Here is a 26,210-nt window from a genome sequence, read left to right on the forward strand (position 1 = left end):
CGTGATTATCCTTGTGATTGAAAGACGAAGTTGCCAGCTGCCAGCCAGGCGCTGTCGCTCTGTGGGGTATGTACCCGTCCGCAGAGCACATTGCGGTAGTGGCGTTCCAGCGGGTTTTGTCGGCTGAGACCATGATTGCCGGTCAGCTCGAGCGCGATATTCACCGCCTGAATGGCGTTGTCGGTGATGGTGACTTTCGCCAGATTGGCCTCGATGGCGGAAAAGCGCAGCGCGGCGGCCTGCTCCAGCAGGCTGCGGTTGACCAGCAGCAGCCCGGCGATCTGCCCGACTTTCTCCTGCACCCGTGGCAGACGAGAGAGCGGATGGCCGAGACCGGCGGGCACCCGCCCCGCCAGCCACCTCACCAGCCAGTCGTGAGCGGCGTGGGCAATGCTGTCATAGATCGCCGCCAGCAGCGCCGTCTGCCGGTTGGCGAACAGGCGAAACGGTTCGGCCTGGGCGGCGGGTGGCGCATCGGCCGGCCAGACATCCACCGCGTGCTCTGCCGCCACCCGAACGTGGTTAAAAATAACTTCATGGCTGCCGGTGGCCCGCATCCCGGCGTGATCCCAGCTCTTCACCACCGTGATACCCGGGCTGTCGCCAGGCACCAGCCAGGTACCCACCAGCGGCGGGTTATCATCGCTTCTGGCCCACACCGCCAGCCAGCGCAGCCCTTCAATGCCGGTGGTATAAATTTTATGGCCGCTGATGTCCCAGCCCTCCGCGCGACGGGTCGCCACGGTGTCCGGCAGGCCGCCCCGCGCTGGGGAGCCCAGCTCCGGCTCGACGCGCAGGCTGTTAATGAGGCCACCGTGTTCGACAGCATCGTGAAAAACCTGCTGGCGCAGCGGCGCGTGCCAGGCGTCATTTTCTGCCAGCCGCAAATGGTGGAGATACTGCATGCAGACGATCAGCGCTGTCGCCGGCTCTCCCCAGGCGATGGCGGCGATGACCTGCTGCAGCTGGGCCAGACTGGCGCCCGCGCCGCCGCAGGATGGCGGCACGGCGAGACTTAACCAGCCCCCCGCACGCAGATGGTCGATATTAGGCCAGGGAAACTCGCCGCTGGCGTCAAGGCTGGCTGCCTGCTCCGCCATCTGCTGGCGGAGCGCCGTCAGCTGCCGGGCCCAGTCGTCGCGCTCAGGATGGATCACGATGCGCGCTCCGCCACCGCACGCCGGGCGGCTTTTTCCCGGGCGATCGGCAGCAGCGCCCGGCCATAGTCGGCCGCGTCGTTCAGCGGATCGAAGCCGCGGATCAGAAAGTTACGCACGCCGAGGTCGTAGTAGTCGAGCAGCGCATCCGCCACCTGCTCCGGGGTGCCCACCAGCGCGGTGGAATTATGTCCGCCGCCCACCAGTTGGGCGATGCCGGTCCACAGACGTTTGTCTACCACTCTGCCCTGCGCCGCGGTGGCCCGCAGCCGCTGGGCGCCGATGCTCTCCGGTTTGGCTTTGAACCCGCCTCCGCGCTGCGCCGCCTGCTCGGTGGCGACGTGCAGGATATGCTCGGCCTTCTCCCAGGCTTCGGCTTCGCTGTCGGCGATAATCGGCCGGAACGAGACGCTGAAGCCGATATCACGCTGGTGTTTCGCCGCTTCGGCGCGCACCCGCTGGATGGTCTCGCCGGTTTGCGCCAGCGACTCGCCCCACAGCGCGAAGACGTCGGCATGTTTGCCGGCGACGGCGATGGCCGCTTCCGACGAGCCGCCGAAGTAGATGGGAAGATGCGGCTTTTGCAGCGGGCGAATGGCGGACCAGGCCTGCTCGGCCTGATAGAAATCGTTGTGAATATCCACCGGCTGCTCGCTGGTCCACACCTGGCGCACGGTGTCGAGGAAGGCGTCGGTGCGGGCGTAGCGCTGGTCGTGGTCGAGATAATCGCCATCCCGGCGCTGCTCGGCATCGTTGCCGCCGCTGATGATATGCACCGCCAAGCGGCCCCCCAGCAGGTGCTCAAGGGTGGCGAATTTGCGCGCGGCAAGGGTTGGGGAAACAAAACCGGGGCGATGGGCCAGCAGGTACTGAATTTTCTGCGTCGACAACCCGGCCAGGGCCGTCACCAGAAAGCCGTCGGGTTGATCGGACCAGTGGCCGACCAGCAGACGATCAAACCCGGCGGCTTCATGGGTTTGCGCAAAGCGAACGATATAGTCGCGGTCAAAGATCGGCCCCACCGGGGCAATCGTTTCGGAAGAGAGGCGGTGGCCAATCATGCCGAGAAACTGAATGCTCATGAACAACTCCTTGCGTCAGGGTAATGGAGTGGCCGCGACAGCGGCGCTGGTCATTACCCTATACAGAGCGTGTTAATGAGCAAAATGCATTTTTATCATATCTTAATATGCTTAATTAGCATTAAACAAAAATGCATAGTGCTTTCAGTCGGATACGGTCAGCTGCTGAACCACTTTGCTGGCAAAAAAGGTCAGCGGCGGCTGCAGGTTCGCCAGATACTGGGCGTGGATCAGCCACAGTGAGACCGCAGGCTGAAAATCGCTGAGGCTGAGGACCGCGACCTCGTCCCGCCACGGGCTGCTGGCCAGCGCCGCCCTCGGCACCAGACCCAGCCCCAGCCCCTGCGCCACCAACGCTATCTGCAGCTGCGCGCCCGCGCTCTCGACGTTGAGCGTCAACCGCAATCCCTGGCTCTGCAGCTCGCGAATGAGCCCGGCGCGCAGGCCACAGCCGTCGGGGTTAAGGATCCAGCCCCGTTCGGCGCACTCCCGCAGGGATGACGCGCGCAAATTCAAACGCCGGCCGACGATCGGCACCACCTCCAGGGGACACAGCAGGCGCCCGCTGTAGCCCTCGGCGAAGCTTTGCTGGGCGGGCCCCATCGCCAGCATGCCGTCCAGCTCGCCGTTTTCCAGCCGGCGCTGCAGCTGTCCGCTCCAGCCGCAGGTGATCTGCGGCGACAGTCCGGGAAACTGCTGGCTCAGCGCCGACAGGGCCGCCGGCAGGGCAATCTCGCTGAGACTCTGCGGCACGCCGAGACGCAGCGCGCCGCGCGGCTCGCCTTCCGGATCCAACAGGCTGTAGAGTTTTTTCGTCTCACGCTTAATGCTCAGACACTGCTCGTACACCCGGTGTCCGGCGGCGGTCAGGGTCAGCGGGCGGGTCTGGCGCTCTAACAGCGTGACGTTCAGCTCCTGTTCCAGACGCTGCAGGCGCCGGGTGATGGCCGACTGGGTGATCCCCAGATATTCCGCAGCCTGATTGAGGGAGGAAAACTGCACCGTGGCCAGCAAAGCGTCGATATCGTCAATGCGCATAGGAACCTTATGTGAAATTTGCATATTAATATATGCGTAAATTGCATTTAAATAATATTAACGCCTCTGTTAGCGTTTTGACCAGTCCCTCTGACAGGAACCGCACATGACTGCACCACGACTGGAAAAATTACGCCATTTCATTCATGAGGTAGACCGCCTGCACCGCGAACACCACCAGACCGCCCCGCTGCTTGACGCCGTGGCGCAGCGGCTGGCGGCGCTGGTGCGTTACGACGACTGGCTGCCGGAAGAGTACACCCTGCCGCATCCGCACCATTACCAGCAGTATCTGCTGCATGCCGACTCCGGGGAGCGCTTCTCGATTGTCAGCTTCGTCTGGGGACCGGGGCAAGCGACGCCGATCCATGACCACCGGGTGTGGGGAGCCATTGGGATGCTGCGCGGCGCGGAGGAAAACCAGCGCTACCAGCTGGATGCCGATGGCATACCGCGCGCGCTGGGCGCCGCCACGCTTCTGGAAGCAGGCCAGGTGGAGAAAGTCTCCGCTGACGATGGCGATATTCATCGCGTCAGCAATGCGCTGGCGGATCGCGTCTCCATCAGCATTCATGTCTACGGCGGCAATATCGGCGCGGTGAAGCGCGCCGTGTATACCCCGGAAGGGCAGCAGAAACCGTTTATCTCCGGCTACTCTAACCGCCATTTACCCAATATCTGGGATTCCTCCCGCGAACATCAAGGATAACCACTATGTCCACCTACGCTTATCGCCAGGCCGCCGGGATCCGCCAGGCGCTGCTCGACCGTCGTGAACTGGCGCTGATCGACGTCCGTGAAGAGGCCGATTTCGCCACCGCTCATCCGCTGTTTGCCGTCAATCTGCCGCTCAGCAAACTGGAGCTGGAGGTCCGCCGGCGGATACCGCGCTTCACCACCCCGCTCACCGTCTACGACAACGGCGAGGGTCTGGCGGAGNTCGCCGTCGAACGGCTGCGGTCCTGGGGCTATCAGGATGTGGCCCTGCTGGCCGAGGGTCTCGCCGGCTGGCGCCGCAGCGGCGGCGAGCTGTTTCAGGACGTCAACTCCGCCAGTAAAGCCTTTGGCGAGCTGGTGGAAAGCGTGCGTCACACACCGTCGCTCAGCGCCCAGGAGGTTCAGGCGCTCATCGACAGCCGGCAGGAGGTGGTGATCGTCGACGCCCGGCGCTTCGATGAGTACCAGACCATGAGCATCCCCGGCAGCATCAGCGTGCCCGGCGGCGAGCTGGCCCTGCGGGTAGAGAGCCTGACGCCCTCCCCGCAGACGCCGGTTATCGTCAACTGCGCCGGACGCACCCGCAGCATCATCGGCACCCAGTCGCTGATCAACGCCGGCGTGCCAAACCCGGTCCATGCCCTGCGCAATGGCACTATCGGCTGGACGCTGGCCGGCCAGACGCTGGCGCACCAGCAGCAGCGGCAATACGATCCCTCCGCCCGCGCCTCCGGCGCCCGGGCCGCTGAGGTGGCGCATCTTGCCGAACGGGCCGGGGTGGCGGTCATCGATGAGGCCACGCTGCAACGCTGGCTGCAGCAGAGCGACCGCACCACCTTCCTGTTTGATGTCCGCAGCCCCGAAGAGTACGCGGCGGGTCACTATCCCGGCAGCCTGAGCGCGCCAGGCGGCCAGCTGGTGCAGGAGACCGACCACTTCGCCAGCGTACGAGGGGCGCGCATTGTGCTGCTGGATGACGATGGCATCCGGGCGGCGATAACCGGCTCGTGGCTGGCGCAGATGGGCTGGGAGACGGCGCGGCTGAGCGCGCTGTCGACCAGCCAGTTGAGCGAACGCGGGGTGCCTGCCGCCGAGGTGCCGCCCGGCCCGCAGGCGGAGGAGATAAGCCCGACGCAGCTGGCGCAACAGCTGGAAGAACCCGGTACGGTGGTGCTCGATTTTACCACCAGCGCCAACTTTGTCGCTCGCCATATCCCCGGCGCGTGGTGGCTAACGCGCTCGCAGCTGCGCCAGGCCCTGGAAGCAATCCCTCCCGCCCAACGTTACGTGGTGACCTGCGGCAGCAGTCTGCTGGCCCGCTACGCGGTGCCGGAGGTGGCGGCCTTGACCGGTAAACCGGTGCAGTTGCTTACCGGCGGGACGCTGGCGTGGATCGCCGCCGGTCTGCCGCTGGCGCATGGCGACAGCGGCCTCGCCGTCGAGCGCCGTGACCGCTATCGTCGTCCGTACGAAGGAACCGATAATTCCGCCGAGGCCATGCAGGCCTATCTGGAGTGGGAGTATGGCCTCGTGGATCAGCTGGCCCGCGACGGCACCCACGGTTTTCGGGTGCTCTAGCGCGAGCCCGCCTCAGGCTTCGCGCATGATCCACGAATACTGAAAGCTCTTCGGCGCCGGAAAATGGGTCCGGCGCCGGTAGGAGCCCAGCGACTGCGGGGTGCAGTAGGTACAACTCCCCAGCCATTCAACGCTCGCCGGCGCCACCCCCGCCTCTGCGAAGATCGCATCGGCAAAGGCGCGCAGATCAAACCACAGATTATCGCTGCCGCGTGCGGCGGCTTTGAGCGGATCGCTGACCGGGCCCGAACGGGAATGGAACAGCCGCTGGCGATGGCGGGCCACTCGGTCACCGCCGGGCTGGTCCAGCAGTTGCTGATAGAATCCGGCGGAGACTTCGTAACAGCAGGGGTGAATATGCGGCCCCACGGCGATGACCAGATCGGCCAATGCCACCCCCTGCTGGCGAAAACAGGCCAGACTGTTGTCGACAATACCGCTGACCAGCCCCTGCCAGCCGGCATGCACGCTGCAGACGTAGCGACCGTCGCGCGAGGCGATCAGCAGCGGCAGACAGTCGGCGGTCACCACCCCCACCTTTTGCCCGGCTACCGCGGTAAACACCGCGTCGGCGTGCGGGCGCGTCGGCAGCGGCTGCTGATAATGATGAATCTCATTACCATGCACCAGCTTCACCGGAGCCAGCTCGGCATAGGGAAAGGCGGCGGTTTCATGGACATCGAGAAAAGCGTGGCGGATGCCAGGGATCGCATTGAGCAAACGGGAGGTGTAAGCCATAGGGACGATAAGCGTCAGGGAATGATGTCTTACCTTAGGCCAGGGGACGCGGACAGGCAAGGCGGCGGCCCGGCATTTTTTTACCAGACCGCCGGATGCATATCAGACCATGGCCGCGCGCTGCTGGCGATGCATCAGCCAGAACACCGCCACGCCGGCCAGCACAATGCCCGGCGCCGAGGCCGCCATCACCCCGACGGTGCCGGTGCCGAGGGCCAGCATCTTGCCGGCCAGCAGCGGGCCGCTCATCGCCCCAAGACGCCCCACCGCCACGGCGGTGCCCACCCCGGTGGCGCGGATGGCCGCGGGATAAAAAAGCGGCGCCAGAGCGTAAAGCACACTTTGTCCGCCGGTGGCGAACAGCCCGGCGACAAACCCCGCCAGCAGCATCCCAGTCAGCGACGACGCGCTGCCCAGCGCCAGCAGCGACGCCAGAATGCCGCTGTAGATCAGGAGCGACATCCGCAGCGGGGTGAGCTTATCCATTAGCGCCCCCAGCAGCAGCGTGCCGCAGGCGGCGCCGATCTGCAGAGAGAACATTACCCCCGCCGCCTGGCTGGCGCGGAATCCCTGGCCCACCAGCAGCATCGGCAGCCAGTTGATCAGCATATAGACCACCAGCAGGGTGAAAAAATAACCCAGCCACAGCAGCAGCGTAGCGGCGGCCTGGCCCGGGGCAAACAGGGTGCGCAGCGGCACGCTGGCCTCCGCGCGCTGAAACGCCTGCGACTCCGGCAGCCAGCGCATCAGCAACGGGATCAGCAGCAGCGGGACCACGCCGCCAATCCAGAAAATAATCTGCCAGGCCGCGGCGAGACCGGAAAAGCCCAGCGCTGCCGCCAGCGCGGCGCCAATGGGTACGCCGCAGTACATCAGGCTTACCGCCCGGCCGCGGAAACGTGAGCCAGCGGCTTCCGAGGTTAAGGCAATCAGGTTCGGCAATGCCGCCCCGAGCCCGACGCCGGTGAGCAGGCGCGCCAGCAGCAGCGTCGGGAAGCTCCATGCCAGCGCGGTGGCCAGCGAGAACAGGCCAAACAGCAGCACCGACCCCAACAGAATGCGCTTACGCCCGTGGCGGTCCGCCAGCATGCCGCCCACCAGCGCGCCGGGCAGCAGGCCGAGGATCCCGGCGCTGAAGATCCAGCCCATCTGCATTTTATCCAGCGCAAAGGCCTGCGCCATGCCGACGGCGGCGATCCCCGCCGCCTGCAGATCCAGCCCTTCCATCAGGGCCACCATAAAACAGAGCCCGATGGTGACCACCAGGCGCGAGGGGGTTGCAGTCGTTATCTTGGTCATAGGGTACCTTGGCGATAGCCGAACAAACGGAGCAGGTGACTGGCGGCTGATGCTTTGTCAGCCGCACGTTCTTAGTTATTTATTGCGGTTAAGCAGATCCAGCGCGACGTCGACGATCATATCCTCCTGGCCGCCGACCATCCGCCGCTTGCCCAGCTCGACGAGAATATCCACCGCGCTGAGGCCATAGCGCTTGGCCGCCGCTTCGCTGTGGCGCAGGAAGCTGGAGTAGACTCCGGCGTAGCCCAGCGCCAGCGTTTCGCGGTCGACACGCACCGGGCGATCCTGCAGCGGCCGCACCAGCTCATCGGCCGCGTTCATCAGGGCGTAGAGATCGGTGCCATGCTGCCAGCCGAGCTTGTCGGCGGCGGCAATAAACACCTCCAGCGGCGCATTGCCCGCCCCCGCCCCCATCCCGGCCAGGCTGGCGTCAATGCGATCGCACCCCTCTTCCACCGCGACGATCGAGTTCGCCACCCCGAGGCTCAGATTATGATGGGCATGCATCCCGGTGGCGGTCTCCGGCTTCAGCACCGCCTTCAGGGCGCGGAAGCGGTCGCGAATGTCGTTCATGTTCATCGCCCCGCCGGAATCCACCACATAGATACAGGTCGCGCCATAAGATTCCATCTTCAACGCCTGCTGCGCCAGCTCCTGCGGGGAGATCATATGGCTCATCATCAGAAAACCGACGGTGTCCATCCCCAGCTCGCGGGCAAAGGCAATATGCTGCGCGGCGAGGTCCGCTTCGCTGCAGTGGGTGGCGACCCGCACCACCCGCGCCCCGGCCTGATGCGCCGCTTTCAGATCGTGCAGCGTGCCGATGCCCGGCAGCAGTAAGGTGGCGATTTTCGCCTGGCTGACCGCCGCCGCCGCCGCTTCAATCCACGCGATGTCGCTGTGGGCGCCAAAGCCATAGTTGAAGCTGGATCCCTGCAGGCCATCGCCATGGGCCACTTCGATGGAGTCGACCCCAGCCTTATCCAGCGCGCCGGCGATCTNCTGCACCTGCGCCAGGGAATACTGGTGACGAATAGCGTGCATACCATCGCGCAGCGTCACGTCCGAGATATAAAGTTTTTTACCGTTCATGCTGTCGCTCCCGCCGCGCTGTGCATTGCCCCGGCCATTTGCTCCGCCGTCGCCAGCGCCGCCGAGGTCATAATATCGAGGTTGCCCGCGTACGCTGGCAGATAGTGCGCCGCCCCTTCCACTTCGAGGTAAACCGCGGTTTTCAGGCCGGAAAAACAGCCGACGCCTGGCAGGTTGACCGGCCTGTCCTCGGGGATAACCTCAAACTGCACCTGCTGCTTCAGCCGGTAGCCTGGGACGTAAGCCTGCACTGCCGCCGCCATTTCGGCGATCGAGGCGGCAATCGCCTCCTGCGACGCCAGCTCGCTCAGGACGTAGACGGTATCGCGCATCATCAGCGGCGGCTCCGCCGGGTTCAGTACAATAATCGCTTTGCCCTTGCCCGCGCCGCCGACTTTTTCAATCGCCTGCGAGGTGGTTTCGGTAAATTCGTCAATATTGGCCCGCGTGCCCGGCCCGGCGGATTGGCTGGCGATCGAGGCCACGATCTCCGCGTAATGCACCTTCGCCACTCGCGAGACCGCGGCGACCATTGGGATGGTCGCCTGCCCGCCGCAGGTCACCATATTGACGTTACCCTGATGGAGATTGTCCGCGAGGTTGACCACCGGTACGCAGTACGGGCCAATCGCCGCCGGCGTCAGGTCGATAACGCGGATCCCCGGCTTCGCTTCGCGCAGCGCGGCATCGTTTTTGATGTGCGCCCCGGCGCTGGTGGCGTCAAAAACAAAATCGATGTCGGCAAATTCCGCCATCTGCATCAGGCCGCCCACCCCTTCGTGAGTGGTCGCAACGCCCAGGCGCCGGGCGCGGGCCAGGCCATCCGACTGCGGGTCGATGCCGACCATCACCGCCATCTCCAGATGCTGGCCGTGGCGCAGGATTTTAATCATTAAATCGGTGCCGATATTCCCGGAGCCGATAATGGCGACTTTACGTTTACGCATCACGATCTCCTTCTCCGGCGGCAACGAAGCGTGCCGCGACTGAGCCAATACCTTCGATATGGGCGACAAAGCTGTCCCCCTCGTTAATCGTCACCATCGGGCCTAACGCCCCGGTCAGCACGATATCCCCCGCCCGCAGCGGTTCGCCGAGACTCGCCAGCTTGCGCGCCAGCCAGACTGCGGCGTTCAGCGGATGCCCCAGACACTCGCTGCCGCGGCCGCTGGAGACCAGCTCCTGGTTGCGGGTCATGTGCATGGCGCACTGCTTCAGATCCAGTCCCGCCGGACGCTGCGCCGGGCCGCCAATGACGTACAGGCCGCAGGAGGCGTTATCGGCGACGGTGTCGACAAAGCCGATTGACCAGTCGCGAATGCGGCTGCCCACCACCTCCAGCGCCGGCAATACCCATTCGATGGCGTTATACAGTTCATCAAAAGTGGTATCGGCATGCGGCAGATCCTGCTTCAGCACCAGGGCGATCTCGGCCTCCACCTTGGGCTGCAGCACGCGGCCAAACGGCACCTCGGCGTTGTCGCCGTAGCACATGTCGGCAAACAGGGTGCCGAAGTCCGGCTGATTGACGCCCAGCTGCTGCTGCACTTTGGGATGGGTCAGGCCCACCTTGCGGCCCACCACCCGCCGGCCATGGGTCACATGGTGCTGGACGTTCAGGCGCTGGATGGCATAGGCGGCGTCGGCATTGTCGACGCCGAGAATATCGCGCAGCGGGGCGATCGCCTGGCCGCTCTGTTCCGCGTCGCGGAGCTGCCGGGCCAGCGCGTCAAGAGAAAAAGTCATCATTTACTCCTTAAGCCCGTGCGAGGAAATTGAGCACCAGCTGATTAAAACTGTCGGCATGTTCCCACTGCGCCCAGTGGCCGCAGTCGCGGTAAATATGCAGTTCCGAACCGGCGATCCCGGCGAGCAGGCGCAACCCGGCGTCCATCGGCACGAAGCGGTCATTGCGTCCCCAGACGATCAGAGTTGGCGCGCTGATTTCGCCCAGCCGCGGGCCAAAGTCAGGAAACTGCTTCGGGTTGGCTTCCAGGCTCTTGACGAAGTTGTCCAGATGGTCGCGGCGCGACAGCATATTGTTGAGACGCGCCTCGAACAGCGCCTCGGTGAGGTCGCGGGTGTCGAAGACGAAGATGCTCATCATCTTTTTGAGGTTTTCAATGGTCGGCTCGCGGTACAGGGCGTTCAGCAGCTTGATGCCCTCGGTCGGCATCGGCGTGAACAGGCTCATGCCGCCGGTCCCCCCGCCCATCAGCACCAGCTTAGCCACCCGCTCCGGCCAGCTCAGGGTGAAGGCCACCGCGCTATGGCCGCCCATCGAGTTGCCCAGCAGATGGACTTTATCGATCCCCAGCTGATCGACCACGCTTTTCAGAATGCGGGCGTTGAGATCCGAACGCGAGCCGCTGTTGACGATAGCATCGCTTTTGCCCCACCCCGGACAGTCGAGGAGCAGCACGCGATAGCCCGCCTCGACCAGCGGGTCAATATTGCGGCTGAAGTTGGCCCAGCCGGTGGCCCCCGGCCCGGAGCCGTGCAGCATGACCACGGTCTCTTTCCCGTCGCCGCAGTCATTGATATGGATACGCAGCGTGCGGCCCCCCTCGTCGACATTGAGGAATCGGCTGGTGGTGGCTTCAGTTTGCGGTTGATAGCTCATGTTAGTCTCCCGGTTAATCAAATCTCGGTGGTGGCGCTCAGCGAGCCGAATCCGGCGATCCACTCGGGGATCGGCCGGTAATAGCGGCCTTCACTGCGCCAGCGGCCAAAAGCGGATAGCGCGGCAAAAGCGGCCACCCAGGTCTTAATTTCGTGCGTCGATTTCCCGGCCATCGCCGACAGCTCGTCATTGCCGATCGCGTCCAGTTCGCTCAGCCGCCCCTGCTCCAGCAGGCTCATAAAGCGGTTGTCCCAGACCGGGTTGAGGGGATGGAGCGAGTGCGGGTCTTCGGTAAACCGTCGGGCGGCGCTGATCACTCGCTGCTGGCGCCGTTCGCGTTCGTCCGGCGGCAGCTGTTTTCCGCCGCCGAGCAGGCGATCGCGCAGATGAGCGTCGGCCTTCGCCAGCTCCGGCACCGGCGGCTGGTGCGAGAGTCCGCCCGAGCCGAGGATCAGCACCCGCTTATTGAGGGTATTGAGAAAGCGGCCCATCGCCTCGCCCAGCAGCCGGGTGCGTTGAAAACCCGGCAGCGGCGCGGCGACGCCGTTAATAAACACCGGCAGCACCGGCACGCGGTCCAGGCCACCAAGCAGAAACTCCAGCGGCTGGGCGAAGCCATGGTCCACCTGCATGTTGTACGACACCGCCAGGTCGATACCGCTGTTGAGGATGGCGTGGGCGCAGGCTTCCGCCAGCTCGGCGGGCACCGGCAGGTCGCCGGCGGCGCTGGCGAAGTCGCCAATCGCGGTGGCGCCGACGCCGAGGCAGAACGGCGGCATCACGTCATAGAAAAAACCGTTGTAGTGATCGGGAGCGAAGAGCACTACCAGCTCGGGATCGAATTCAGCGATCCGCCGCCGGGCGTCGGCAATCACCCGGTTCACTTCATCGAGGACCGCCTGCTCCGGGTCCACGAATCCCACCAGCGGAGTGTGGGAGAGACAGTGCAAATAGGCATGCATATCAGGCCACCTTCTCTTCAGCGTGGGCGGTATCCCCGGTTGCGAGGGTCATTTTTTCCGCCAGAGCGGTCAGCTGCGCGCCGAGGGTTTGCGGGATGGCGAGAGCGGCGACAAAGCGGTCCGGCCTGACCACGGCGATGGCGGTGTTATGCAGTGCAAACCAGCTTTTGAGGCGGTTTTGCGTATCGCCCACCCGCAGCGTGCCGGGGGCGTTATCCTGCTCGCGGTGGATCTGCACCTCCGGCACCACCTGGATAAAGCGCACGCCAATCGCGCGCCAGCGGGCGATCTGCCCGGCGTCGAGCCCCCACTGCGGGTTGCAGCCCCAGCCGATAATGGCGAAATTCGCCCCGATAACCTCGTCGAGCAGCACGCTCTCGCCGCTCTCCAGCGTCACCTGCGGTTGAATAAACATTTTGCCCACCGGCGAGGTCTTGCCGGCGCAGTCCGTCAGCAGCGCCCCCTCGCGGTACTGCGGCATCGGCTTAAAGCGCATCTCGAGGAAGTAGCGTTTCACCGGCGGCAGGTAATTCAGCAGCCAGGAGAGACCGTCGCGCACGGCCCCCTGCCAGCGCTTCGGCGGCGCCAGCACGTGGCCGGCGGTGACCGACAGATCAATCATCGCTTTCGCGTGGTCGCGGCGCTCCTGCTGGTAGCTGTCGAGCAGCGCCTCTCCCGCTTTACCGTTAACCACCAGCGCCAGCTTCCACGCCAGGTTGAAGGCGTCGCGCATGCCGCTGTTATATCCCTGCCCCTGCCAGACCGGCATGATGTGCGCCGCATCGCCGGCCAGCAGCACCCGGTTAATGCGAAAGCGCTCGGCAAGGCGGGCGTTATGCGTATAGACCCGCTGGCGGATCAGCTCGACGCGGTCCGGGTCCGGCAGCACTTTGCTCAGCAGACGGCGCATATTGTGCGGCTCGCTGAGCTGGGCTTCGGTTTCTCCGGGCATCACCATAAATTCAAAGCGGCGCACGCCGTGGGGCAGCGCGGCGGAAACGTAGGGTCGCACCGGGTCGCAGCACAGGTAAACGTGCGGGGTGGCCAGCGGGTCGTTAGCGATATCGATGACGATCCACTGATTCGGCGCGGTCTTACCTTCGAAGGGGATGTTCAGCGTACGACGAATAAAGCTGGCGCCGCCGTCGCAGGCCACCAGCCAGTCCGCGCGCACCGTCTCCCGTTCGCCGTCCGGTCCTTTAAGATTTAACGTGACACTGTCACCGTTCTGGCTAAAGGCTTCCACTTCGCGGGAGAAGAGGCAGCGGACCTGAGGGAAACGCTGCAGACCGTGATACATCACCGCATCGACCTGCGGCTGAATNAAGGCGTTGCGCCGCGACCAGCCAAACTCATCGGTCATCGGCTGGATATCGGCAAAGCAGCGGCCTTTTGGGGTGAGAAAACGCATGGCGTGCCACGGCGTGGTATGCGGCAGCACGTCATTCACCAGCCCCACCGCCTGCATCGCCCGCAGGGATTCATCGTCAATGCCGATGGCCCGCGGGTAATCGATCAGTGTGGCGAGCTTTTCCACCACCAGCACGCTGATGCCCATCTGGCCAAGGTAGTTGGCCATCATCAGACCAACCGGACCGGCGCCAACGATGGCGACCTGAGCGGTATGCTGCACGGCGGGTTGAATATCGGGTGTAGATGTTGTCATTCTCAGCGACCTCACGACTCGGAAACTGCCCGGCTGACAGGCAATTTGTTAATCATGTGTAAACGTTTTTTTATAATGGGCTGAGTATAGGGCGGGGGTTTTCGGCTACAATCAAAACATCATCGAATGTGCACCAGGTGCACCACACTGTTTTTAAAGCATTTTAAGGGAGGGTTTATGCGTGACGATGGGTCCGCAGCGTACAAAACGGTGCGCGGATTAAGCCGGGGTTTATTGTTATTAAAATTGTTAAATAAATTCGACGGCGGCGCGACGCCGGGCCTGCTGGCGGAGTTTAGCGGCCTGCATCGCACCACCGTGCGCCGGCTGCTGGAGACGCTACAGGAGGAGGGTTATGTCCGCCGCAGCCGCTCCGATGACANCTTCCGGTTGACCATTAACGTCCGCCAGCTGAGCGATGGATTTCGTGACGAACATTGGATTTCTGCCCTCGCCACGCCGCTGCTCGGCGAGCTGCTGCGCGAGGTGCAGTGGCCAACGGACATCACCACCCTCGACGTCGACGCCATGGTGGTGCGCGAGACTACCCACCGCTTCAGCCGACTGTCGTTTCACCGCGCGATGGTCGGACGGCGGCTGCCGCTGCTGCTCACCGCCTCCGGACTGACGTGGCTGGCCTTTGCCCCCGACGCGGAACGCGACGCCATCGTCAGCATGCTGGCCGCCCGTCCGGAAGCTGAGTATCAGCTGGCCCGCGAACCGGAACGGCTGGCGGCGATCCTCGCCCGCACCCGCCAGAACGGCTATGGCGAAAACTTCCGCGGCTGGCGGCAGGAGGAGAAAATCGCCTCGATCGCCGTGCCGGTCTGCAGTCAGCAGCGGGTTATCGGCTGCCTGAACCTGGTCTATATCGCCAGCGCAATGACCATTGAGCAGGCGGCGCAGAAGCATCTCCCTGCGCTGCAGAGGGTGGCGAGGCAGATAGAAGCCCGCATGGAGGATGAAGAAGTGTGGTACGAAATGCCTTGATCGCGATGAGGGTAACCGCGATCAACCATTGCGCCCGGCTTCGTTATATAATTTAATACACAACGAATTTTCACGCCATTCGGGCCACACCATGTCAAAACACCCCTTACTGCTGGGCCTGACGCTGCTCAGCGCCAGCCTGTTCACCGGCCAGGCCTTCGCCGACCGCACCGTCACCGACCAGCTGGGTCGCCAGGTCACCCTCCCCGACCACGTCACCCGCGTTGTGGTTCTGCAGCATCAGACGCTCAACCTGCTGGTACAACTGCATGCCGCCGAGGATATCGTCGGCGTCTTAAGCAGCTGGAAGAAACAGCTCGGGCCGCAGTTCGCCCGCTTTATGCCCGAGATCGGGCAACTGGCGACCCCGGGCGATCTCACCCAGGTCAATATTGAAAGCCTGCTGGCGCTGCGTCCGCAGGTGGTTTTCGTCGCCAACTATGCGCCGCCGGCGATGATCGCGCAGATCCAACAGGCCGGGATCCCGGTGGTGGCCATCTCGCTGCGCCACGATGCCGCCGGGGAAAAAAATAAAATGAACCCCACCATGGCTGACGAAGAGCAGGCCTATAACGCCGGGCTGATGGAGGGGATCCGCCTTATCGGCGAGGTGGTCGAGCGCCAGCCCGAGGCCGAGGCGCTGATTCACTACACCTTCGAGGCGCGCAAGCAAGCCAATGCGCCGGTGGCCGATATTCCACCGAACCAGCGGGTGCGGGTGTACATGGCCAACCCCGATCTGAATACCTATGGCGCTGGCAAATACACCGGGCTGATGATGGCGCACGCCGGGGCGCTGAACGTGGCGGCCGCCAGCGTAAAAGGCGCCCGCCAGGTGTCGCTGGAGCAGGTGCTGGAGTGGAATCCACAGGTGATCTTCGTCCAGGACCGTTATCCGCAGGTGGTCAAACAGATAGAGAACGACCCGCAGTGGCAGGCGATCGATGCGGTGAAACATCACCGCGTGTGGCTGATGCCGGAGTATGCCAAAGCCTGGGGTTACCCGATGCCGGAGGCCCTGGCGCTGGGCGAGCTGTGGATGGCGAAAAAACTCTATCCTGCGCGCTACCAGAGCATCGATGTGGACAGTAAAGCCAGGGATTATTATCAGCGTTTTTACCGCGTGGCGTGGACGCCAGATGCCCGCTAACTCTCAGCCCTGGCTGGTGCAGGGAAGCCTGGCGCTGGCGACGCTGGCGATCGCGGTCGCCTCGCTCTGTTTCGGCCAGTACCCGTTAAGCCTGAGCGCCGTTGGCCACACCCTGGTCCATCTGCCGCCAGGAGAAGGGGTGATCGGGCAGATCGTCTGGTCGGTTCGCCTGCCGCGCGTGGTGATGGCCCTGCTGGCCGGGGGCGCGCTGGGGCTGTGCGGCGCCACCTTGCAGGGCGTGTTCCAGAACCCGCTGGTGGACCCGCACATCATCGGGGTGACCGCCGGCTCCGCCTTTGGCGGCACGCTGGCGATCCTGTTGGGCGTCGGCAGTCTGCTGATGATGGCCTCGACCTTTTTCTTCGGCCTCGTCGCGCTGGGGCTGATTTACGCCCTCGCCGCCCTGCAGGGGCGGGACAGCACGCTGGGGCTGATTCTGTCCGGGATCATTCTCAGCGGCTTCTTCGCCGCGCTGGTCAGCTTGATGCAGTACCTCGCCGACAGCGAAGAGACGTTACCGAACATCGTTTTCTGGCTGCTCGGCAGCTTCGCGACCGCCAGCTGGCATAAGGTACTGCTTATGTCCCTGCCCCTGGCGGTGGCTGCCGGGGCGCTGTGGAAGCTGCGCTGGCGTATCAACCTGCTGGCCCTGGAGGAGCGCGATGCCCGCAGTCTTGGCGTTCCGGTGGCCGCGCTGCGTCGCGGCGTGCTGGTTTGCTGCGCTGTGCTGGTGGCAGCCCAGGTGGCGGTCAGCGGCAGCATCGCCTGGATGGGTCTGGTGGTCCCGCACCTCGCCCGTCTGCTGGTAGGGGCTGACCATCGTCGCCTGCTGCCCACCGCCTTCTGGCTCGGCGCCGCGCTGATGCTGGTGGTGGACGATCTGGCGCGTACGCTGACCCAGGCGGAGATCCCGATCGGGATCATCACCGCCCTGCTCGGGGCGCCGCTGTTTACCGTGTTGCTGGTGCAATCCCGACGCCGGAGTACGACCCGATGAACAGCTCATTATCGCTGCAAGCGCTACGCTACGGCCACCGTCAGCCGCTCTTCGCCCCGCTCACGCTGGCCTGCCGGCCCGGTGAGATCTGGGCGGTGCTGGGCGCCAATGGCCGGGGAAAAAGTACCCTGCTGGATACCCTGACCGGCGTGCTGCCGCCGCTGGGCGGCGAGATGCAGTGCGAGGGCGGCGTGGCCCTGGTTCCGCAGTCGTTTCGTCCCGCTTTTCGCTGGCGCGTGAGCGATGTGGTGCTGATGGGCCGGGCCCGTCACGTGGATCTCTTTGCCCAGCCGGACGAGGAGGATGCCCGGCGGGTTGAGCAGGCGCTGGCGCAGCTGGGGATTGCCGCCCTGGCCGAAGATGACTTCGGCGCCCTCTCCGGCGGCCAGCAGCAGCTGGTGTTGATTGCCCGCGCGCTGGTCAGCGCCAGCCAGAATATCCTGCTGGATGAGCCCTGCTCGGCGCTGGACCTCGGTAACCAGCAGGTGGTATTGCAGCTGATCGGCGACCTCGCCCACCGCCAGGCGCGCACCGTCCTGTTCACCACCCATGATCCCAACCACGCCCTACAGGTGGCCAGCCATACGCTGCTTCTGCTGCCGGAGGGCCGGTGGCTGGCGGGCGAGACCGCCGACGTGCTGAGCGAAACGCATCTCCGGCAAGCGTACGGCCTGCCGGTACGCCTGATCCGCCATGCCGCCTCCGCGTTCCCTCTGCTGGCGCCGGGGTTTACGCTGCGTCGCTTAACGGCATAAAACCCGCCTGCCGGAGATACCCCTGGCCAACGTCGTCGAGGATAAAGCGATACAGGGCCAGCGCGGCGGGATCGGCCCTGAGACGCGCCAGCTGGTAATCGCAGCGAATATTCCACGGTGCCGGGATGGTCAGGGTACGCAGATCGTCGCAGGTGGCCAGCGCGGGGCCATAGTGCGCATAGCCGATAAACAGATCCGCCAGATTCTGGCGAATAAGCCACGCGCCGGCTATCTCTCCCGGCGGCACGCTCAGTGAGTCTCTGCCGCCGACCAGCTGCTGCGCCCGCCCGGCCATCGCGTTGCCCAACCCTGGATAGCGTGCCTCAATTCGGGCGAACAGCTGCCAGGTATAATCTCCCGACGGATCGCAGCCCGGCGTGGAGGTCGCCAACCGCAGGCGGGGCGTGCTGAGCAGCGCCAGCCAGTCCAGGCCATCGTTGTCCGGCGACCGCCGGGCCGTCAGCATCAGCTGGTTGCTGGCAAATCCCTGGCATTCCTGCGCCAGACCCGCCTGCAGCAGCGCCTGCGGGTGCGCCGCGTTGGCGGAAGCAAAAACCGCGCACGGCGACCCGGCTTCGATCCGCTCGCGCAGCAGGCCGGCAGGGCCAAACTGCGCATCGACCGCCAGGCCAGTGTGCTGCCGAAAGTGCGCCACCAGCGGCAGGAAGGCGCTTCTCAGGCTTCCCGCCGCCAGCAGCGTGAGAGTGGTATTTGCCATAGGATATCGCTATAAACCGGATAATATAGCGCTATATTACCCGGTTTGCCGTCGCGTCAGTAGCGAATTTCTGCCAGCGCCCGCAGCTGCTCGGGGGTGGCTACCGGTAGGTCAAAAAAGCGCAGATAGGCAGGGATCATTTCAAACAGCATGTCGGTCCCGCGCTGGATGTGGCACTGTCGTGCCTGAGCGGCCCTCAGCAGCGGGGTGTACTCCTGAGTCATGACGACTTCCCCCACCCAGGCGCCTGGCGCCAGACGGTCAACGTCCAGCGGCAGTGGATCGCTGGCCTTCATCCCCAGCGGGGTGGCATTGACCACCAGCTCGTGTCCGGCAGGATCGGGCTGCATCAGGGTGATATCGAGCTGCGGATAGTGCTGATGCAGCCGCCCGGCGAGGGCGTGCGCCACCTCGGGTCGGGTATCGTACAGGGTCAGGGCGCTGACCCCCGCCGCCGCGAGGGAGGCGGCGATAGCCGATCCCACCCCGCCGCTGCCAACCACCAGCGCCCGCGTCCCCTGCGGGTTAAACCCTTTACGACGCAGGCCCAGCACAAATCCCTCGCCATCGAACATGTCTCCGCTCAGGCTACCGTCAGCCTCGCGGCGGATGGCATTGCAGGCGCCAGCGATGGCCGCCGTCGGGCTCAGGCGCTGCACCAGATCGCAGGTGGCGATTTTATGCGGCATCGTCACCAGCGCGCCGATGATGTTGGTCATCGTAAACAGCGGCGGAATAAACGCGGCGTAGTCCTCCGGCCTGACCCCCATCGGCACCACCTTCACGTCCACCTGCTGGTCAACGAACCACGGGTTGTAGATCATCGGCGCCTTAAAACTGGCGGTCGGATAGCCAAGGTGCGCTATCAGCCGCGTATTCCCACTAATCACCATGCCTTGCTCCTTTGCTTACTGCGATAACTCGATACGTTTGACGTCGCCGAGGATAAACAGATAGGCCGCCACGCCCAGCAGCGCGGCGCCGCCGATGTAGATCAAGGCGTAGAAGAAATTGCCGAACCCGGCAACGATAAAGCCGATCACCAGCGGGGTGAGGATCCCCGCGAGGTTGGCGCAGAAGTTAAACAGGCCGCCGGTCAGACCGCCCAGCCCCTTCGGGGCGATATCGGAGATCAGCGTCCAGCCGAGGCCCACCATCCCCTGGCCAAAAAAGGCAAACGACATCACCAGGATCACCGCCAGGTCGCTCTCCAGCCAGTTGGCGGTGATGATGCAGCTGGCCATCAGCAGGCCGGCAACGATCGGCAGCTTACGGCCAAGATTGGCCGACCCGGTGGCCTTGAGCAGTTTGTCGGAGAGCCAGCCGCCAAACATCACCCCGCCGGCGGCGGCGACAAACGGCAGGATGGAGAAGAAGCCAACCTTCAGCCAGGGCATATGCCGCTCGGTGGCCAGCCAGGTGGGGAACCAGGTGAGAAAGAACACCAGCACGGTATTGCCGGCAAACTGGCCGATGCTGGCGCCGATGATCTGCCGTTTGCTCAGCAGCTGGCGGACCAGCGGCCAGCTGAACGCCACCTGCTGGTCGGTCGGGGCGCTGAGGCCGCCGCCGTTTTCGATATGCTCGCGCTCCTGCTGGCTAAGGCGCGGATCTTCATGCGGTTCGCGGTAGCAGCGCCACCACACCAGGGCAAACAGAATGCCGACGGCGCCAACGCTGACGAACAGCACCCGCCAGCCGAAACCGTCCATGATCCAGAACAGCAGCGGCGCAAAGCAGGCCAGCCCGAGATACTCCCCCACGGTGTACACCGCCGTGGCCTTCGCCCGCTCCTGCTGTGGGAACCAGGCGCTGACCACCCGGCTGTTGACCGGAAAGCACGGCGCTTCGCTAATGCCGAGCCCGAAGCGGCACAGCAGCAGCGTCTTCAGCCCCACCGCCATGCCGTGGAACAGGGTAAACAGCGACCACAGGGTCAGTGACAAAAAGTAGGTCACTTTGTTGCCAAAGCGGTCGAGAAACAATCCGCCGGGGATCTGCGCCAGAGCATAGGTCCAGGCGAAGGCGGAGAAGAGGATTCCCATGATCGCCGGGTCGATCCCCAGCTCAGCGGTGAGCTTTGGGGCGGCGATCCCCAGTACGGTGCGATCGAGATAGTTGATCATGGTGCCAATGGCCAACAGCGCAAGAATGCCGATACGCCGCCGGGAGCGGCGCACGGTGACGGCTGGCTGGGCGGCAGCCGTCGGGTTAGGGCTATATGAGCTCATAGTCGGTTCCTGTCTCGGGTACAGAGGGTGTTGTTATTGTGTTTAACGCATAATGAACCATTTGATTCAGGCTAACAATACTGCATCGCCGCCAGACGGACGGCCGCATTCGCTGCGCCATAGAGCGCATAGCCAGCCCGGCGCTCGGTTAACTCAAAGAAAAAGCGGCCGGCGGTAAACGGCCGGGTGTAAAGGTGCAGGAAATCTCCCCCCTGCGGATCGCGGTCATAGAGGAGCTGCTGGCGCTGAAGCTGCCCGACGTCCAGCTCGCCGCCAAAGCGCGCCAGCAGATCGTCATAATAATTGGCCGGGATCGGCAGCGTATGGCGGGCAACCTCGGCAAGCTGGTCGCAGGCGGCCGGCAGATCGCGGCAGGCAAAGGCGGCATGCTGCAGCCCCGNNNNCTGGTAGCAAGCGACGGAGCGGGCGATCTGCGTCGCCCGGCTCTGCGAAATATTCAGCGCCAGACGGATATCGCCCTGCGGGCTGCGCACCGCCAGGCTGCGCACCAGTCCATACGGGTCCGGCAGCGTCTGCTCATGCTCAAGGGAAAAACCAAACACCGTACGGAAGAACATCACCCAGTTATCGCGGCTGTCGGCCTCCATTCCCAGCGCCAGATGATCGATACCGAGATAGTCCTCGCGCACCGTCACGCCATCACGCAGATGAAAATCGCGCTCGTAGATAGCCTCCCCGGCGTCGATGAGATAGATAAGGCTGCCGTCGGGGGCGCAGATCGCCGGGATCGGCGTTTCGTTCGGCCCGGCGTCGCCCTGCCAGGTGGCATACCCCAGCGCGCGGGCGCGGGCGACAAGCGACGCGCTGTGCTCGACCCGCAGCGCCATCGCGCAGAGCGATACCCCGTGGCGTTGATAAAAATGGTCGGCCCAGCTGTGCGGCTGATGGTTGATGACGATCCGCGCCCCGCCGTTGCGCCACAGCGTCACCTGTCTGGAGCGGTGGCTTCCCTCGTGCTGAAAACCCAGCGCCTGCAGATGTTGCCCCAGGCGCTGCGCCTCGGCGGCGCTGGCGGCAAACTCGATAAACTCCAGCCCGTGATAGACCGGCAGCGGCGGCGGTGAAAACAGATCGGCATCGCACGTCGGGAGCCGACGGCGGGTTTGCTCCTCCAGCCACAGCAGCGAACGATAACCATCTTTGGCCGTCGCGCCGTTCGGCGAGGCGCGAAAACCGTCATTAAAGATCTCCAGCGACCAGGGGCCGCGGTAGCCACAGCGGGTGATCTGCTCGGCAAACGCCTCCAGCGGCAGCTCCCCCTGTCCGGGAAAGCAGCGGAAGTGGCGGCTCCACTCCAGCAAATCCATTTTCATATACGGCGCATCGGCGAGCTGTACAAAGGTGATTTTCTCCACCGGCACCGACGGTAGCGCGTCCAGCGTGTCGCCGCGGGCCAGAATATGGAAGCTGTCGAGCACCAGGCCCAACGCCGGGCTGTCCACCCGCCGCACCCGCTCCCAGGCCTGCTGCCAGCGGTTCACATGGGTTCCCCAGGCCAGGGCCTCATAGCCGATAGCGATCCCCTCCTCTTCCGCCAGCGTGGCCAGCGCCCGCAGGTCCGCGACCTGCAATTCGCTATCCGCCGAGCAGTCCGGCTGTACATTGCTGCACAACAGCAGCGTCTCGCAGCCCAGCTCGCGCATCAGAGCAAACTTGCGCCGAGCGCGGGCCATATTCGCCGCAAACTGCGCCCGACTGGCGCCTTCAAAATCGCGAAAGGGTTGAAAAAGCGTGATTTTTAACCCTAAATCGGCGGCAAGCTGGCGGATTTCCGCCGGCGTCCCCGTATAATAGAGCAGATCGTTCTCGAAAATTTCCACCCCCTGATACCCCGCCGCCGCAATAGCGTGCAGCTTCTCAGGCAGGGTGCCGGAAATCGAAACGGTGGCGATAGAGCGCAGCATAAGGTCCTCGGGTCAACAGCTGACGTAAGCCTTGAATATGTATCATTTGGTTCATTTGCGCCATACTAGGTTGCTAAATTGTGATCATTATGTGTATTTTTTGTCACCCAAGAAAAAGGAGTTGCCATGACCGTCGTTGCCCATGATGAAGCACAATCCCTGAAGGCGCGGATTTTCAGCGCCGCTATCGCTGTCTTTGCTGAACACGGGCTGTCAGGCGCCCGCATGGAGCAGATCGCCACCGAGGCGCAGACCACCAAACGCATGGTGGTTTACTACTTCAAAAGCAAAGAACAGCTCTATCAGGAGGTGCTGCAGCATGTGTATGCGCGGATCCGCGAAACCGAGCAGCAGCTGGGGCTGGAGAATGTGCCGCCGGTGGAGGCGCTGGTGCAGCTGGTGCGCTGGAGCGTGCGCTATCACGCCACCCATGCGGACTATATGCGCGTCATTTGCATGGAGAATATGCAGCGCGGCAAGTGGTTAAAAAGCTCGGGTGAACTGAAGCCGCTGAATCGTACCGCCCTGTCGATTCTGGAAGACATTTTACTGCGCGGCCAGCAGCAGGGCGTCTTTCAGGCGGGGCTCGACGCGCGCGATGTCCACCGGTTAATCAGCAGCTTCAGCTTTTATCAGGTGTCGAACTTCTACACCTTCAGCAGCCTGTATCTTGACGATCCGCTACCCGCCATCGACGATGAAGCGATGGTGGCTCACCATTGTGACATTGCCGTCAGGGCGGTGATCCGCTTCGTGATTTCCTGACCCGCCGGCGTAAGGGTTCAGTGCCCGGAAAGCGCATGAATGACTTTCTCCATGGCCTCCACGGTGAGCGGCGAACGCTGGATTTTGCGGTTCGCCAGCGAGGTGCGCAGCACACCGGCAATGACAATGTGTTTCGGCTCCTGACCCAGGTCACGCATTTCCAGCACGACTTTACCCACCACGCGGCACATTTCCTGGTACAGGTCGTCGTCTTTCGCTTTATTTCCCATAGAATTTAGCTCGTATTTTATCATTATCAATCAAATCATTATTGATAGATTTCCCGCACAACGCAAACCATCGCCACTTTAAAGGTTCAATGACGCATTTTACCGGCTCATGATGGCGAAATAATCCATTTCTTTTACCCTTTTTCATAGCCGGTGACGAAAAAGTGTGTTGCGTAGATTTTTGCATAACGTGCCGGTTTTGTTACGCGCTTTGTCCATAATTTGAAACGAGGTTTTTATTTTCCTTTTTGATTTCGGCAGCGTATAATGCGCTTCGATTCTTTATTGAATGGTTTCAGCGCATTGGACTGCATGATAAAACGCATAACACCTTGCCACATTTCATGGGCTGAACCGCCAGCACACATTCTTCTGCACGCTCCGGGGTTGTCACCTATCCTTAGGGCGTGGCTTAGCAACTTTCGTAATACAGGTTTGGCTCCCCGGCAGTGCGCCCGCGGAGCGAGAATTCCATATCCTTCACAACTTAAAGACTAAAACTGTCATGAAAAAGACCAAAATTGTTTGCACCATCGGTCCGAAAACCGAATCTGAAGAGATGCTGACCAAAATGCTGGAAGCCGGCATGAATGTGATGCGTCTGAACTTCTCCCACGGTGACTATGCGGAACACGGTCAGCGCATCCAGAACCTGCGCAATGTGATGAGCAAAACCGGTAAGAAAGCCGCTATTCTGCTGGACACTAAAGGGCCGGAAATTCGTACCATCAAGCTGGAAGGCGGCAACGACGTCTCCCTGAAAGCAGGCCAGACCTTCACCTTCACTACCGATAAATCCGTCATCGGCAACAACGAAATCGTTGCGGTAACCTATGAAGGCTTCACCTCCGACCTCGCCGTCGGCAACACCGTCCTGGTGGACGATGGCCTGATCGGCATGGAAGTCACGGCTATCGAAGGCAACAAAGTTATCTGTAAAGTGCTGAACAATGGCGACCTCGGCGAGAACAAAGGCGTTAACCTGCCGGGCGTCTCCATCGCCCTGCCGGCGCTGGCTGAGAAAGACAAACAGGATCTGATCTTCGGTTGCGAACAGGGCGTGGACTTCGTCGCGGCCTCCTTCATCCGTAAACGTTCCGACGTCGTCGAGATCCGTGAGCACCTGAAAGCCCACGGCGGCGAAAACATCCAGATCATCTCCAAAATCGAAAACCAGGAAGGCCTGAACAACTTCGACGAAATCCTCGAAGCGTCTGACGGCATCATGGTTGCGCGTGGCGACATGGGCGTGGAGATCCCGGTTGAAGAAGTTATCTTCGCCCAGAAAATGATCATCGAAAAATGTATCCGCGCGCGTAAAGTGGTTATCACCGCCACCCAGATGCTGGACTCCATGATCAAGAATCCGCGTCCGACCCGCGCTGAAGCCGGCGACGTGGCTAACGCCATCCTCGACGGCACCGATGCGGTGATGCTGTCCGGCGAATCCGCGAAAGGTAAATACCCGCTGGAAGCGGTCACCATCATGGCGACCATTTGCGAACGTACCGACCGCGTGATGACCAGCCGTCTGGACTTCAACAACGACAACCGTAAACTGCGCATCACCGAAGCGGTGTGCCGCGGCGCGGTAGAAACCGCTGAGAAACTGGAAGCGCCGCTGATCGTGGTCGCCACCCAGGGCGGTAAATCCGCACGCGCTGTGCGCAAATACTTCCCGGATGCCACCATCCTGGCGCTGACCACCAACGAAACCACCGCTCGTCAGCTGGTGCTGAGCAAAGGCGTGGTACCGCAGCTGGTGGAAGAGATTGCCTCTACCGATGATTTCTATCATCTGGGCAAAGACCTGGCGCTGAAGAGCGGCCTCGCGCGTAAAGGCGACGTAGTGGTGATGGTTTCCGGCGCATTAGTGCCGAGCGGCACGACTAATACCGCTTCCGTACACGTGCTGTAATAATTTACAGGTTAATTGGTTTTTTTTAATAAAGCGCCTCGCGGGGCGCTTTTTTTTATTCATTGATTAGCTCTTCCTATTAAAAATGCAAATCGGAATTTACTATTTAATAAGGGATTATCTAAGATGAATCCGATGGAAGCGCGCTGTTTTCACTCGCCTTTTTCAGCGATTCTGAGCAATTCGATGCTTCTTTGAGCGAACGATCAAAAATAAGTGCGTTCAGGTAAAAAAAATATTCTCATCCCAAAAAACTTTGTGTAATACTTGTAACGCTACATGGAGATTAACTCAATCTAGAGGGTATTAATAATGAATCGTACTAAACTGGTACTGGGCGCGGTAATCCTGGGTTCTACTCTGCTGGCTGGTTGCTCCAGCAATGCTAAAATCGATCAGCTGTCTTCTGACGTTCAGACTCTGAACGCTAAAGTTGACCAGCTGAGCAACGACGTGAACGCAATGCGTTCCGACGTTCAGGCTGCTAAAGACGACGCAGCTCGCGCTAACCAGCGTCTGGACAACCAGGCTCACTCTTACCGTAAGTAAGAGTTCTGGTAATAAAAATGGCGCACTCTG

27 protein-coding genes and 1 pseudogene are annotated in these 26,210 nt (G+C 62.7%); 10 read left to right on the forward strand and 18 right to left on the reverse strand.

Translation table 11 applies throughout. The features are described from left to right. Positions 1 to 5 precede the first annotated feature (5 nt). From VZP09_RS10635 to VZP09_RS10645, 3 genes and pseudogenes are all read right to left on the reverse strand, one after another. A complete protein-coding gene (locus VZP09_RS10635) occupies positions 6 to 1,157 on the reverse strand; it encodes an acyl-CoA dehydrogenase family protein (RefSeq protein ID WP_032434698.1) in 1,152 nt (383 codons plus the stop codon). Beyond that, positions 1,144 to 2,239: pseudogene (locus VZP09_RS10640) on the reverse strand (LLM class flavin-dependent oxidoreductase). The gene VZP09_RS10635 and the pseudogene VZP09_RS10640 overlap by 14 nt, the downstream one beginning before the upstream one ends. A gap of 144 nt (positions 2,240 to 2,383) precedes the next feature. Beyond that, positions 2,384 to 3,277 carry a LysR family transcriptional regulator gene (locus VZP09_RS10645; RefSeq protein WP_014907422.1) on the reverse strand — a complete coding sequence of 298 codons (894 nt, stop codon included), beginning with the start codon at positions 3,275 to 3,277 and terminating at the stop codon, positions 2,384 to 2,386. 106 nt (positions 3,278 to 3,383) lie between these two features. Between VZP09_RS10645 and VZP09_RS10650 the strand changes: the two genes are divergently transcribed. After that, positions 3,384 to 3,986, forward strand: coding sequence for a cysteine dioxygenase (locus VZP09_RS10650; RefSeq protein WP_002908526.1), 603 nt, complete (start codon positions 3,384 to 3,386; stop codon positions 3,984 to 3,986). A gap of 5 nt (positions 3,987 to 3,991) precedes the next feature. After that, a complete protein-coding gene (locus tag VZP09_RS10655; protein WP_328795117.1) occupies positions 3,992 to 5,572 on the forward strand; it encodes a rhodanese homology domain-containing protein in 1,581 nt (526 codons plus the stop codon). Positions 5,573 to 5,584: 12 nt separating this feature from the next. Here VZP09_RS10655 and VZP09_RS10660 read toward each other — a convergent pair whose 3' ends face one another. The 8 genes from VZP09_RS10660 to VZP09_RS10695 form a co-directional block, all read right to left on the reverse strand. Next, on the reverse strand, positions 5,585 to 6,310 hold the full coding sequence (locus VZP09_RS10660; RefSeq protein ID WP_328795118.1) for a polyphenol oxidase family protein: 726 nt from the start codon (positions 6,308 to 6,310) through the stop codon (positions 5,585 to 5,587). Positions 6,311 to 6,412: 102 nt separating this feature from the next. Then, on the reverse strand, positions 6,413 to 7,609 hold the full coding sequence (gene mhpT / locus VZP09_RS10665; RefSeq protein WP_004148691.1) for a 3-(3-hydroxy-phenyl)propionate transporter MhpT: 1,197 nt from the start codon (positions 7,607 to 7,609) through the stop codon (positions 6,413 to 6,415). 75 nt (positions 7,610 to 7,684) lie between these two features. Beyond that, positions 7,685 to 8,701, reverse strand: a complete 1,017-nt coding sequence (gene mhpE / locus VZP09_RS10670; protein WP_328795119.1) for a 4-hydroxy-2-oxovalerate aldolase — start codon at positions 8,699 to 8,701, stop codon at positions 7,685 to 7,687. Continuing rightward, positions 8,698 to 9,648: an acetaldehyde dehydrogenase gene (gene mhpF / locus VZP09_RS10675; protein WP_017879921.1), complete on the reverse strand. Its 951-nt coding sequence runs from the start codon at positions 9,646 to 9,648 to the stop codon at positions 8,698 to 8,700. Before mhpF ends, mhpE begins: the two co-directional genes overlap by 4 nt. Further along, entirely contained in the window at positions 9,641 to 10,447 is an 807-nt protein-coding gene (gene mhpD / locus VZP09_RS10680) for a 2-keto-4-pentenoate hydratase (RefSeq protein ID WP_032443910.1), read from the reverse strand. Before mhpD ends, mhpF begins: the two co-directional genes overlap by 8 nt. 10 nt (positions 10,448 to 10,457) lie before the next feature. Continuing rightward, a complete protein-coding gene (gene mhpC / locus VZP09_RS10685) occupies positions 10,458 to 11,324 on the reverse strand; it encodes a 2-hydroxy-6-oxonona-2,4-dienedioate hydrolase (RefSeq protein ID WP_328795121.1) in 867 nt (288 codons plus the stop codon). A 17-nt stretch (positions 11,325 to 11,341) separates the two neighbouring features. Then, a complete protein-coding gene (mhpB, locus tag VZP09_RS10690) occupies positions 11,342 to 12,286 on the reverse strand; it encodes a 2,3-dihydroxyphenylpropionate/2,3-dihydroxicinnamic acid 1,2-dioxygenase (protein WP_004184402.1) in 945 nt (314 codons plus the stop codon). A gap of 1 nt (position 12,287) precedes the next feature. Next, the gene (locus tag VZP09_RS10695; protein ID WP_328795122.1) at positions 12,288 to 13,952 is read right to left on the reverse strand and encodes a bifunctional 3-(3-hydroxy-phenyl)propionate/3-hydroxycinnamic acid hydroxylase; all 1,665 of its coding nucleotides are present in this window, start codon (positions 13,950 to 13,952) and stop codon (positions 12,288 to 12,290) included. Between the two features lie 177 nt (positions 13,953 to 14,129). Between VZP09_RS10695 and VZP09_RS10700 the strand changes: the two genes are divergently transcribed. The 4 genes from VZP09_RS10700 to VZP09_RS10715 all read left to right on the forward strand — a co-directional run bounded on the left by VZP09_RS10700 (position 14,130) and on the right by VZP09_RS10715 (position 17,844). Next, positions 14,130 to 14,942 (forward strand): DNA-binding transcriptional regulator, encoded by an 813-nt coding sequence (locus VZP09_RS10700; RefSeq protein ID WP_328795123.1) that lies wholly within the window; start codon positions 14,130 to 14,132, stop codon positions 14,940 to 14,942. A gap of 91 nt (positions 14,943 to 15,033) precedes the next feature. Further along, positions 15,034 to 16,092: an ABC transporter substrate-binding protein gene (locus tag VZP09_RS10705; protein WP_064176862.1), complete on the forward strand. Its 1,059-nt coding sequence runs from the start codon at positions 15,034 to 15,036 to the stop codon at positions 16,090 to 16,092. Then, positions 16,082 to 17,089, forward strand: a complete 1,008-nt coding sequence (locus VZP09_RS10710) for a FecCD family ABC transporter permease (protein WP_004151840.1) — start codon at positions 16,082 to 16,084, stop codon at positions 17,087 to 17,089. Before VZP09_RS10705 ends, VZP09_RS10710 begins: the two co-directional genes overlap by 11 nt. Further along, the gene (locus VZP09_RS10715) at positions 17,086 to 17,844 is read left to right on the forward strand and encodes an ABC transporter ATP-binding protein (protein WP_223411798.1); all 759 of its coding nucleotides are present in this window, start codon (positions 17,086 to 17,088) and stop codon (positions 17,842 to 17,844) included. The genes VZP09_RS10710 and VZP09_RS10715 overlap by 4 nt, the downstream gene beginning before the upstream one ends. Here the strand turns inward: VZP09_RS10715 and VZP09_RS10720 are convergent. From VZP09_RS10720 to VZP09_RS10735, 4 genes are all read right to left on the reverse strand, one after another. Further along, entirely contained in the window at positions 17,819 to 18,562 is a 744-nt protein-coding gene (locus tag VZP09_RS10720) for a substrate-binding domain-containing protein (protein ID WP_223411797.1), read from the reverse strand. The genes VZP09_RS10715 and VZP09_RS10720 overlap by 26 nt on opposite strands. A 56-nt stretch (positions 18,563 to 18,618) precedes the next feature. Continuing rightward, complete coding sequence (locus VZP09_RS10725; RefSeq protein WP_004215272.1) at positions 18,619 to 19,455, reverse strand: shikimate dehydrogenase family protein; 837 nt, start codon at positions 19,453 to 19,455, stop codon at positions 18,619 to 18,621. Positions 19,456 to 19,470: 15 nt separating this feature from the next. Further along, a complete protein-coding gene (locus VZP09_RS10730; RefSeq protein WP_328795125.1) occupies positions 19,471 to 20,793 on the reverse strand; it encodes an MFS transporter in 1,323 nt (440 codons plus the stop codon). 71 nt (positions 20,794 to 20,864) lie between these two features. Then, positions 20,865 to 22,718 (reverse strand): bifunctional sugar phosphate isomerase/epimerase/4-hydroxyphenylpyruvate dioxygenase family protein, encoded by a 1,854-nt coding sequence (locus tag VZP09_RS10735; protein WP_328795127.1) that lies wholly within the window; start codon positions 22,716 to 22,718, stop codon positions 20,865 to 20,867. A 126-nt stretch (positions 22,719 to 22,844) separates the two neighbouring features. Between VZP09_RS10735 and VZP09_RS10740 the strand changes: the two genes are divergently transcribed. Continuing rightward, a complete protein-coding gene (locus VZP09_RS10740; RefSeq protein ID WP_186964737.1) occupies positions 22,845 to 23,483 on the forward strand; it encodes a TetR family transcriptional regulator in 639 nt (212 codons plus the stop codon). Positions 23,484 to 23,500: 17 nt separating this feature from the next. On the opposite strand, the gene fumD is transcribed toward VZP09_RS10740, so the two are convergent. The 3 genes from fumD to VZP09_RS10755 all read right to left on the reverse strand — a co-directional run bounded on the left by fumD (position 23,501) and on the right by VZP09_RS10755 (position 24,081). Then, positions 23,501 to 23,713 (reverse strand): fumarate hydratase FumD, encoded by a 213-nt coding sequence (gene fumD / locus VZP09_RS10745; protein ID WP_004180357.1) that lies wholly within the window; start codon positions 23,711 to 23,713, stop codon positions 23,501 to 23,503. After that, positions 23,703 to 23,861, reverse strand: a complete 159-nt coding sequence (locus VZP09_RS10750) for a hypothetical protein (protein WP_004143246.1) — start codon at positions 23,859 to 23,861, stop codon at positions 23,703 to 23,705. The genes fumD and VZP09_RS10750 overlap by 11 nt, the downstream gene beginning before the upstream one ends. A gap of 88 nt (positions 23,862 to 23,949) precedes the next feature. Then, the gene (locus VZP09_RS10755; RefSeq protein ID WP_227367080.1) at positions 23,950 to 24,081 is read right to left on the reverse strand and encodes a hypothetical protein; all 132 of its coding nucleotides are present in this window, start codon (positions 24,079 to 24,081) and stop codon (positions 23,950 to 23,952) included. Between VZP09_RS10755 and ynhH the strand changes: the two genes are divergently transcribed. The 3 genes from ynhH (at position 24,026) to VZP09_RS10765 (ending at position 26,180) form a co-directional block, all read left to right on the forward strand. Next, on the forward strand, positions 24,026 to 24,211 hold the full coding sequence (gene ynhH / locus VZP09_RS24850; protein ID WP_418268519.1) for a protein YnhH: 186 nt from the start codon (positions 24,026 to 24,028) through the stop codon (positions 24,209 to 24,211). The genes VZP09_RS10755 and ynhH overlap by 56 nt on opposite strands. Positions 24,212 to 24,218: 7 nt before the next feature. Further along, the gene (gene pykF / locus VZP09_RS10760) at positions 24,219 to 25,631 is read left to right on the forward strand and encodes a pyruvate kinase PykF (RefSeq protein WP_002908859.1); all 1,413 of its coding nucleotides are present in this window, start codon (positions 24,219 to 24,221) and stop codon (positions 25,629 to 25,631) included. A gap of 312 nt (positions 25,632 to 25,943) precedes the next feature. After that, entirely contained in the window at positions 25,944 to 26,180 is a 237-nt protein-coding gene (locus VZP09_RS10765; protein ID WP_002908860.1) for a major outer membrane lipoprotein, read from the forward strand. Positions 26,181 to 26,210 lie beyond the last annotated feature (30 nt).

The sequence above is a fragment of the Klebsiella sp. EMBS2024 genome, assembly GCF_036233805.1.
Lineage (GTDB): Bacteria > Pseudomonadota > Gammaproteobacteria > Enterobacterales > Enterobacteriaceae > Klebsiella > Klebsiella pneumoniae.

What these genes read in the sequence shown, in the direction of transcription:
- VZP09_RS10720 (WP_223411797.1), bottom strand. Translation starts at nt 18,562, where the DNA reads ATGGCAAATACCACTCTCACGCTGCTGGCGGCGGGAAGCCTGAGAAGC.
- mhpB (WP_004184402.1), bottom strand. Translation starts at nt 12,286, where the DNA reads ATGCATGCCTATTTGCACTGTCTCTCCCACACTCCGCTGGTGGGATTC.
- VZP09_RS10660 (WP_328795118.1), bottom strand. Translation starts at nt 6,310, where the DNA reads ATGGCTTACACCTCCCGTTTGCTCAATGCGATCCCTGGCATCCGCCAC.
- VZP09_RS10740 (WP_186964737.1), top strand. Translation starts at nt 22,845, where the DNA reads ATGACCGTCGTTGCCCATGATGAAGCACAATCCCTGAAGGCGCGGATT.
- VZP09_RS10765 (WP_002908860.1), top strand. Translation starts at nt 25,944, where the DNA reads ATGAATCGTACTAAACTGGTACTGGGCGCGGTAATCCTGGGTTCTACT.
- VZP09_RS10650 (WP_002908526.1), top strand. Translation starts at nt 3,384, where the DNA reads ATGACTGCACCACGACTGGAAAAATTACGCCATTTCATTCATGAGGTA.
- mhpT (WP_004148691.1), bottom strand. Translation starts at nt 7,609, where the DNA reads ATGACCAAGATAACGACTGCAACCCCCTCGCGCCTGGTGGTCACCATC.
- VZP09_RS10730 (WP_328795125.1), bottom strand. Translation starts at nt 20,793, where the DNA reads ATGAGCTCATATAGCCCTAACCCGACGGCTGCCGCCCAGCCAGCCGTC.
- mhpC (WP_328795121.1), bottom strand. Translation starts at nt 11,324, where the DNA reads ATGAGCTATCAACCGCAAACTGAAGCCACCACCAGCCGATTCCTCAAT.
- VZP09_RS10715 (WP_223411798.1), top strand. Translation starts at nt 17,086, where the DNA reads ATGAACAGCTCATTATCGCTGCAAGCGCTACGCTACGGCCACCGTCAG.
- fumD (WP_004180357.1), bottom strand. Translation starts at nt 23,713, where the DNA reads ATGGGAAATAAAGCGAAAGACGACGACCTGTACCAGGAAATGTGCCGC.
- VZP09_RS10705 (WP_064176862.1), top strand. Translation starts at nt 15,034, where the DNA reads ATGTCAAAACACCCCTTACTGCTGGGCCTGACGCTGCTCAGCGCCAGC.
- VZP09_RS10725 (WP_004215272.1), bottom strand. Translation starts at nt 19,455, where the DNA reads ATGGTGATTAGTGGGAATACGCGGCTGATAGCGCACCTTGGCTATCCG.
- mhpF (WP_017879921.1), bottom strand. Translation starts at nt 9,648, where the DNA reads ATGCGTAAACGTAAAGTCGCCATTATCGGCTCCGGGAATATCGGCACC.
- pykF (WP_002908859.1), top strand. Translation starts at nt 24,219, where the DNA reads ATGAAAAAGACCAAAATTGTTTGCACCATCGGTCCGAAAACCGAATCT.
- VZP09_RS10645 (WP_014907422.1), bottom strand. Translation starts at nt 3,277, where the DNA reads ATGCGCATTGACGATATCGACGCTTTGCTGGCCACGGTGCAGTTTTCC.
- VZP09_RS10750 (WP_004143246.1), bottom strand. Translation starts at nt 23,861, where the DNA reads ATGAAAAAGGGTAAAAGAAATGGATTATTTCGCCATCATGAGCCGGTA.
- mhpD (WP_032443910.1), bottom strand. Translation starts at nt 10,447, where the DNA reads ATGACTTTTTCTCTTGACGCGCTGGCCCGGCAGCTCCGCGACGCGGAA.
- VZP09_RS10710 (WP_004151840.1), top strand. Translation starts at nt 16,082, where the DNA reads ATGCCCGCTAACTCTCAGCCCTGGCTGGTGCAGGGAAGCCTGGCGCTG.
- VZP09_RS10755 (WP_227367080.1), bottom strand. Translation starts at nt 24,081, where the DNA reads ATGTGTGCTGGCGGTTCAGCCCATGAAATGTGGCAAGGTGTTATGCGT.
- ynhH (WP_418268519.1), top strand. Translation starts at nt 24,026, where the DNA reads ATGATAAAACGCATAACACCTTGCCACATTTCATGGGCTGAACCGCCA.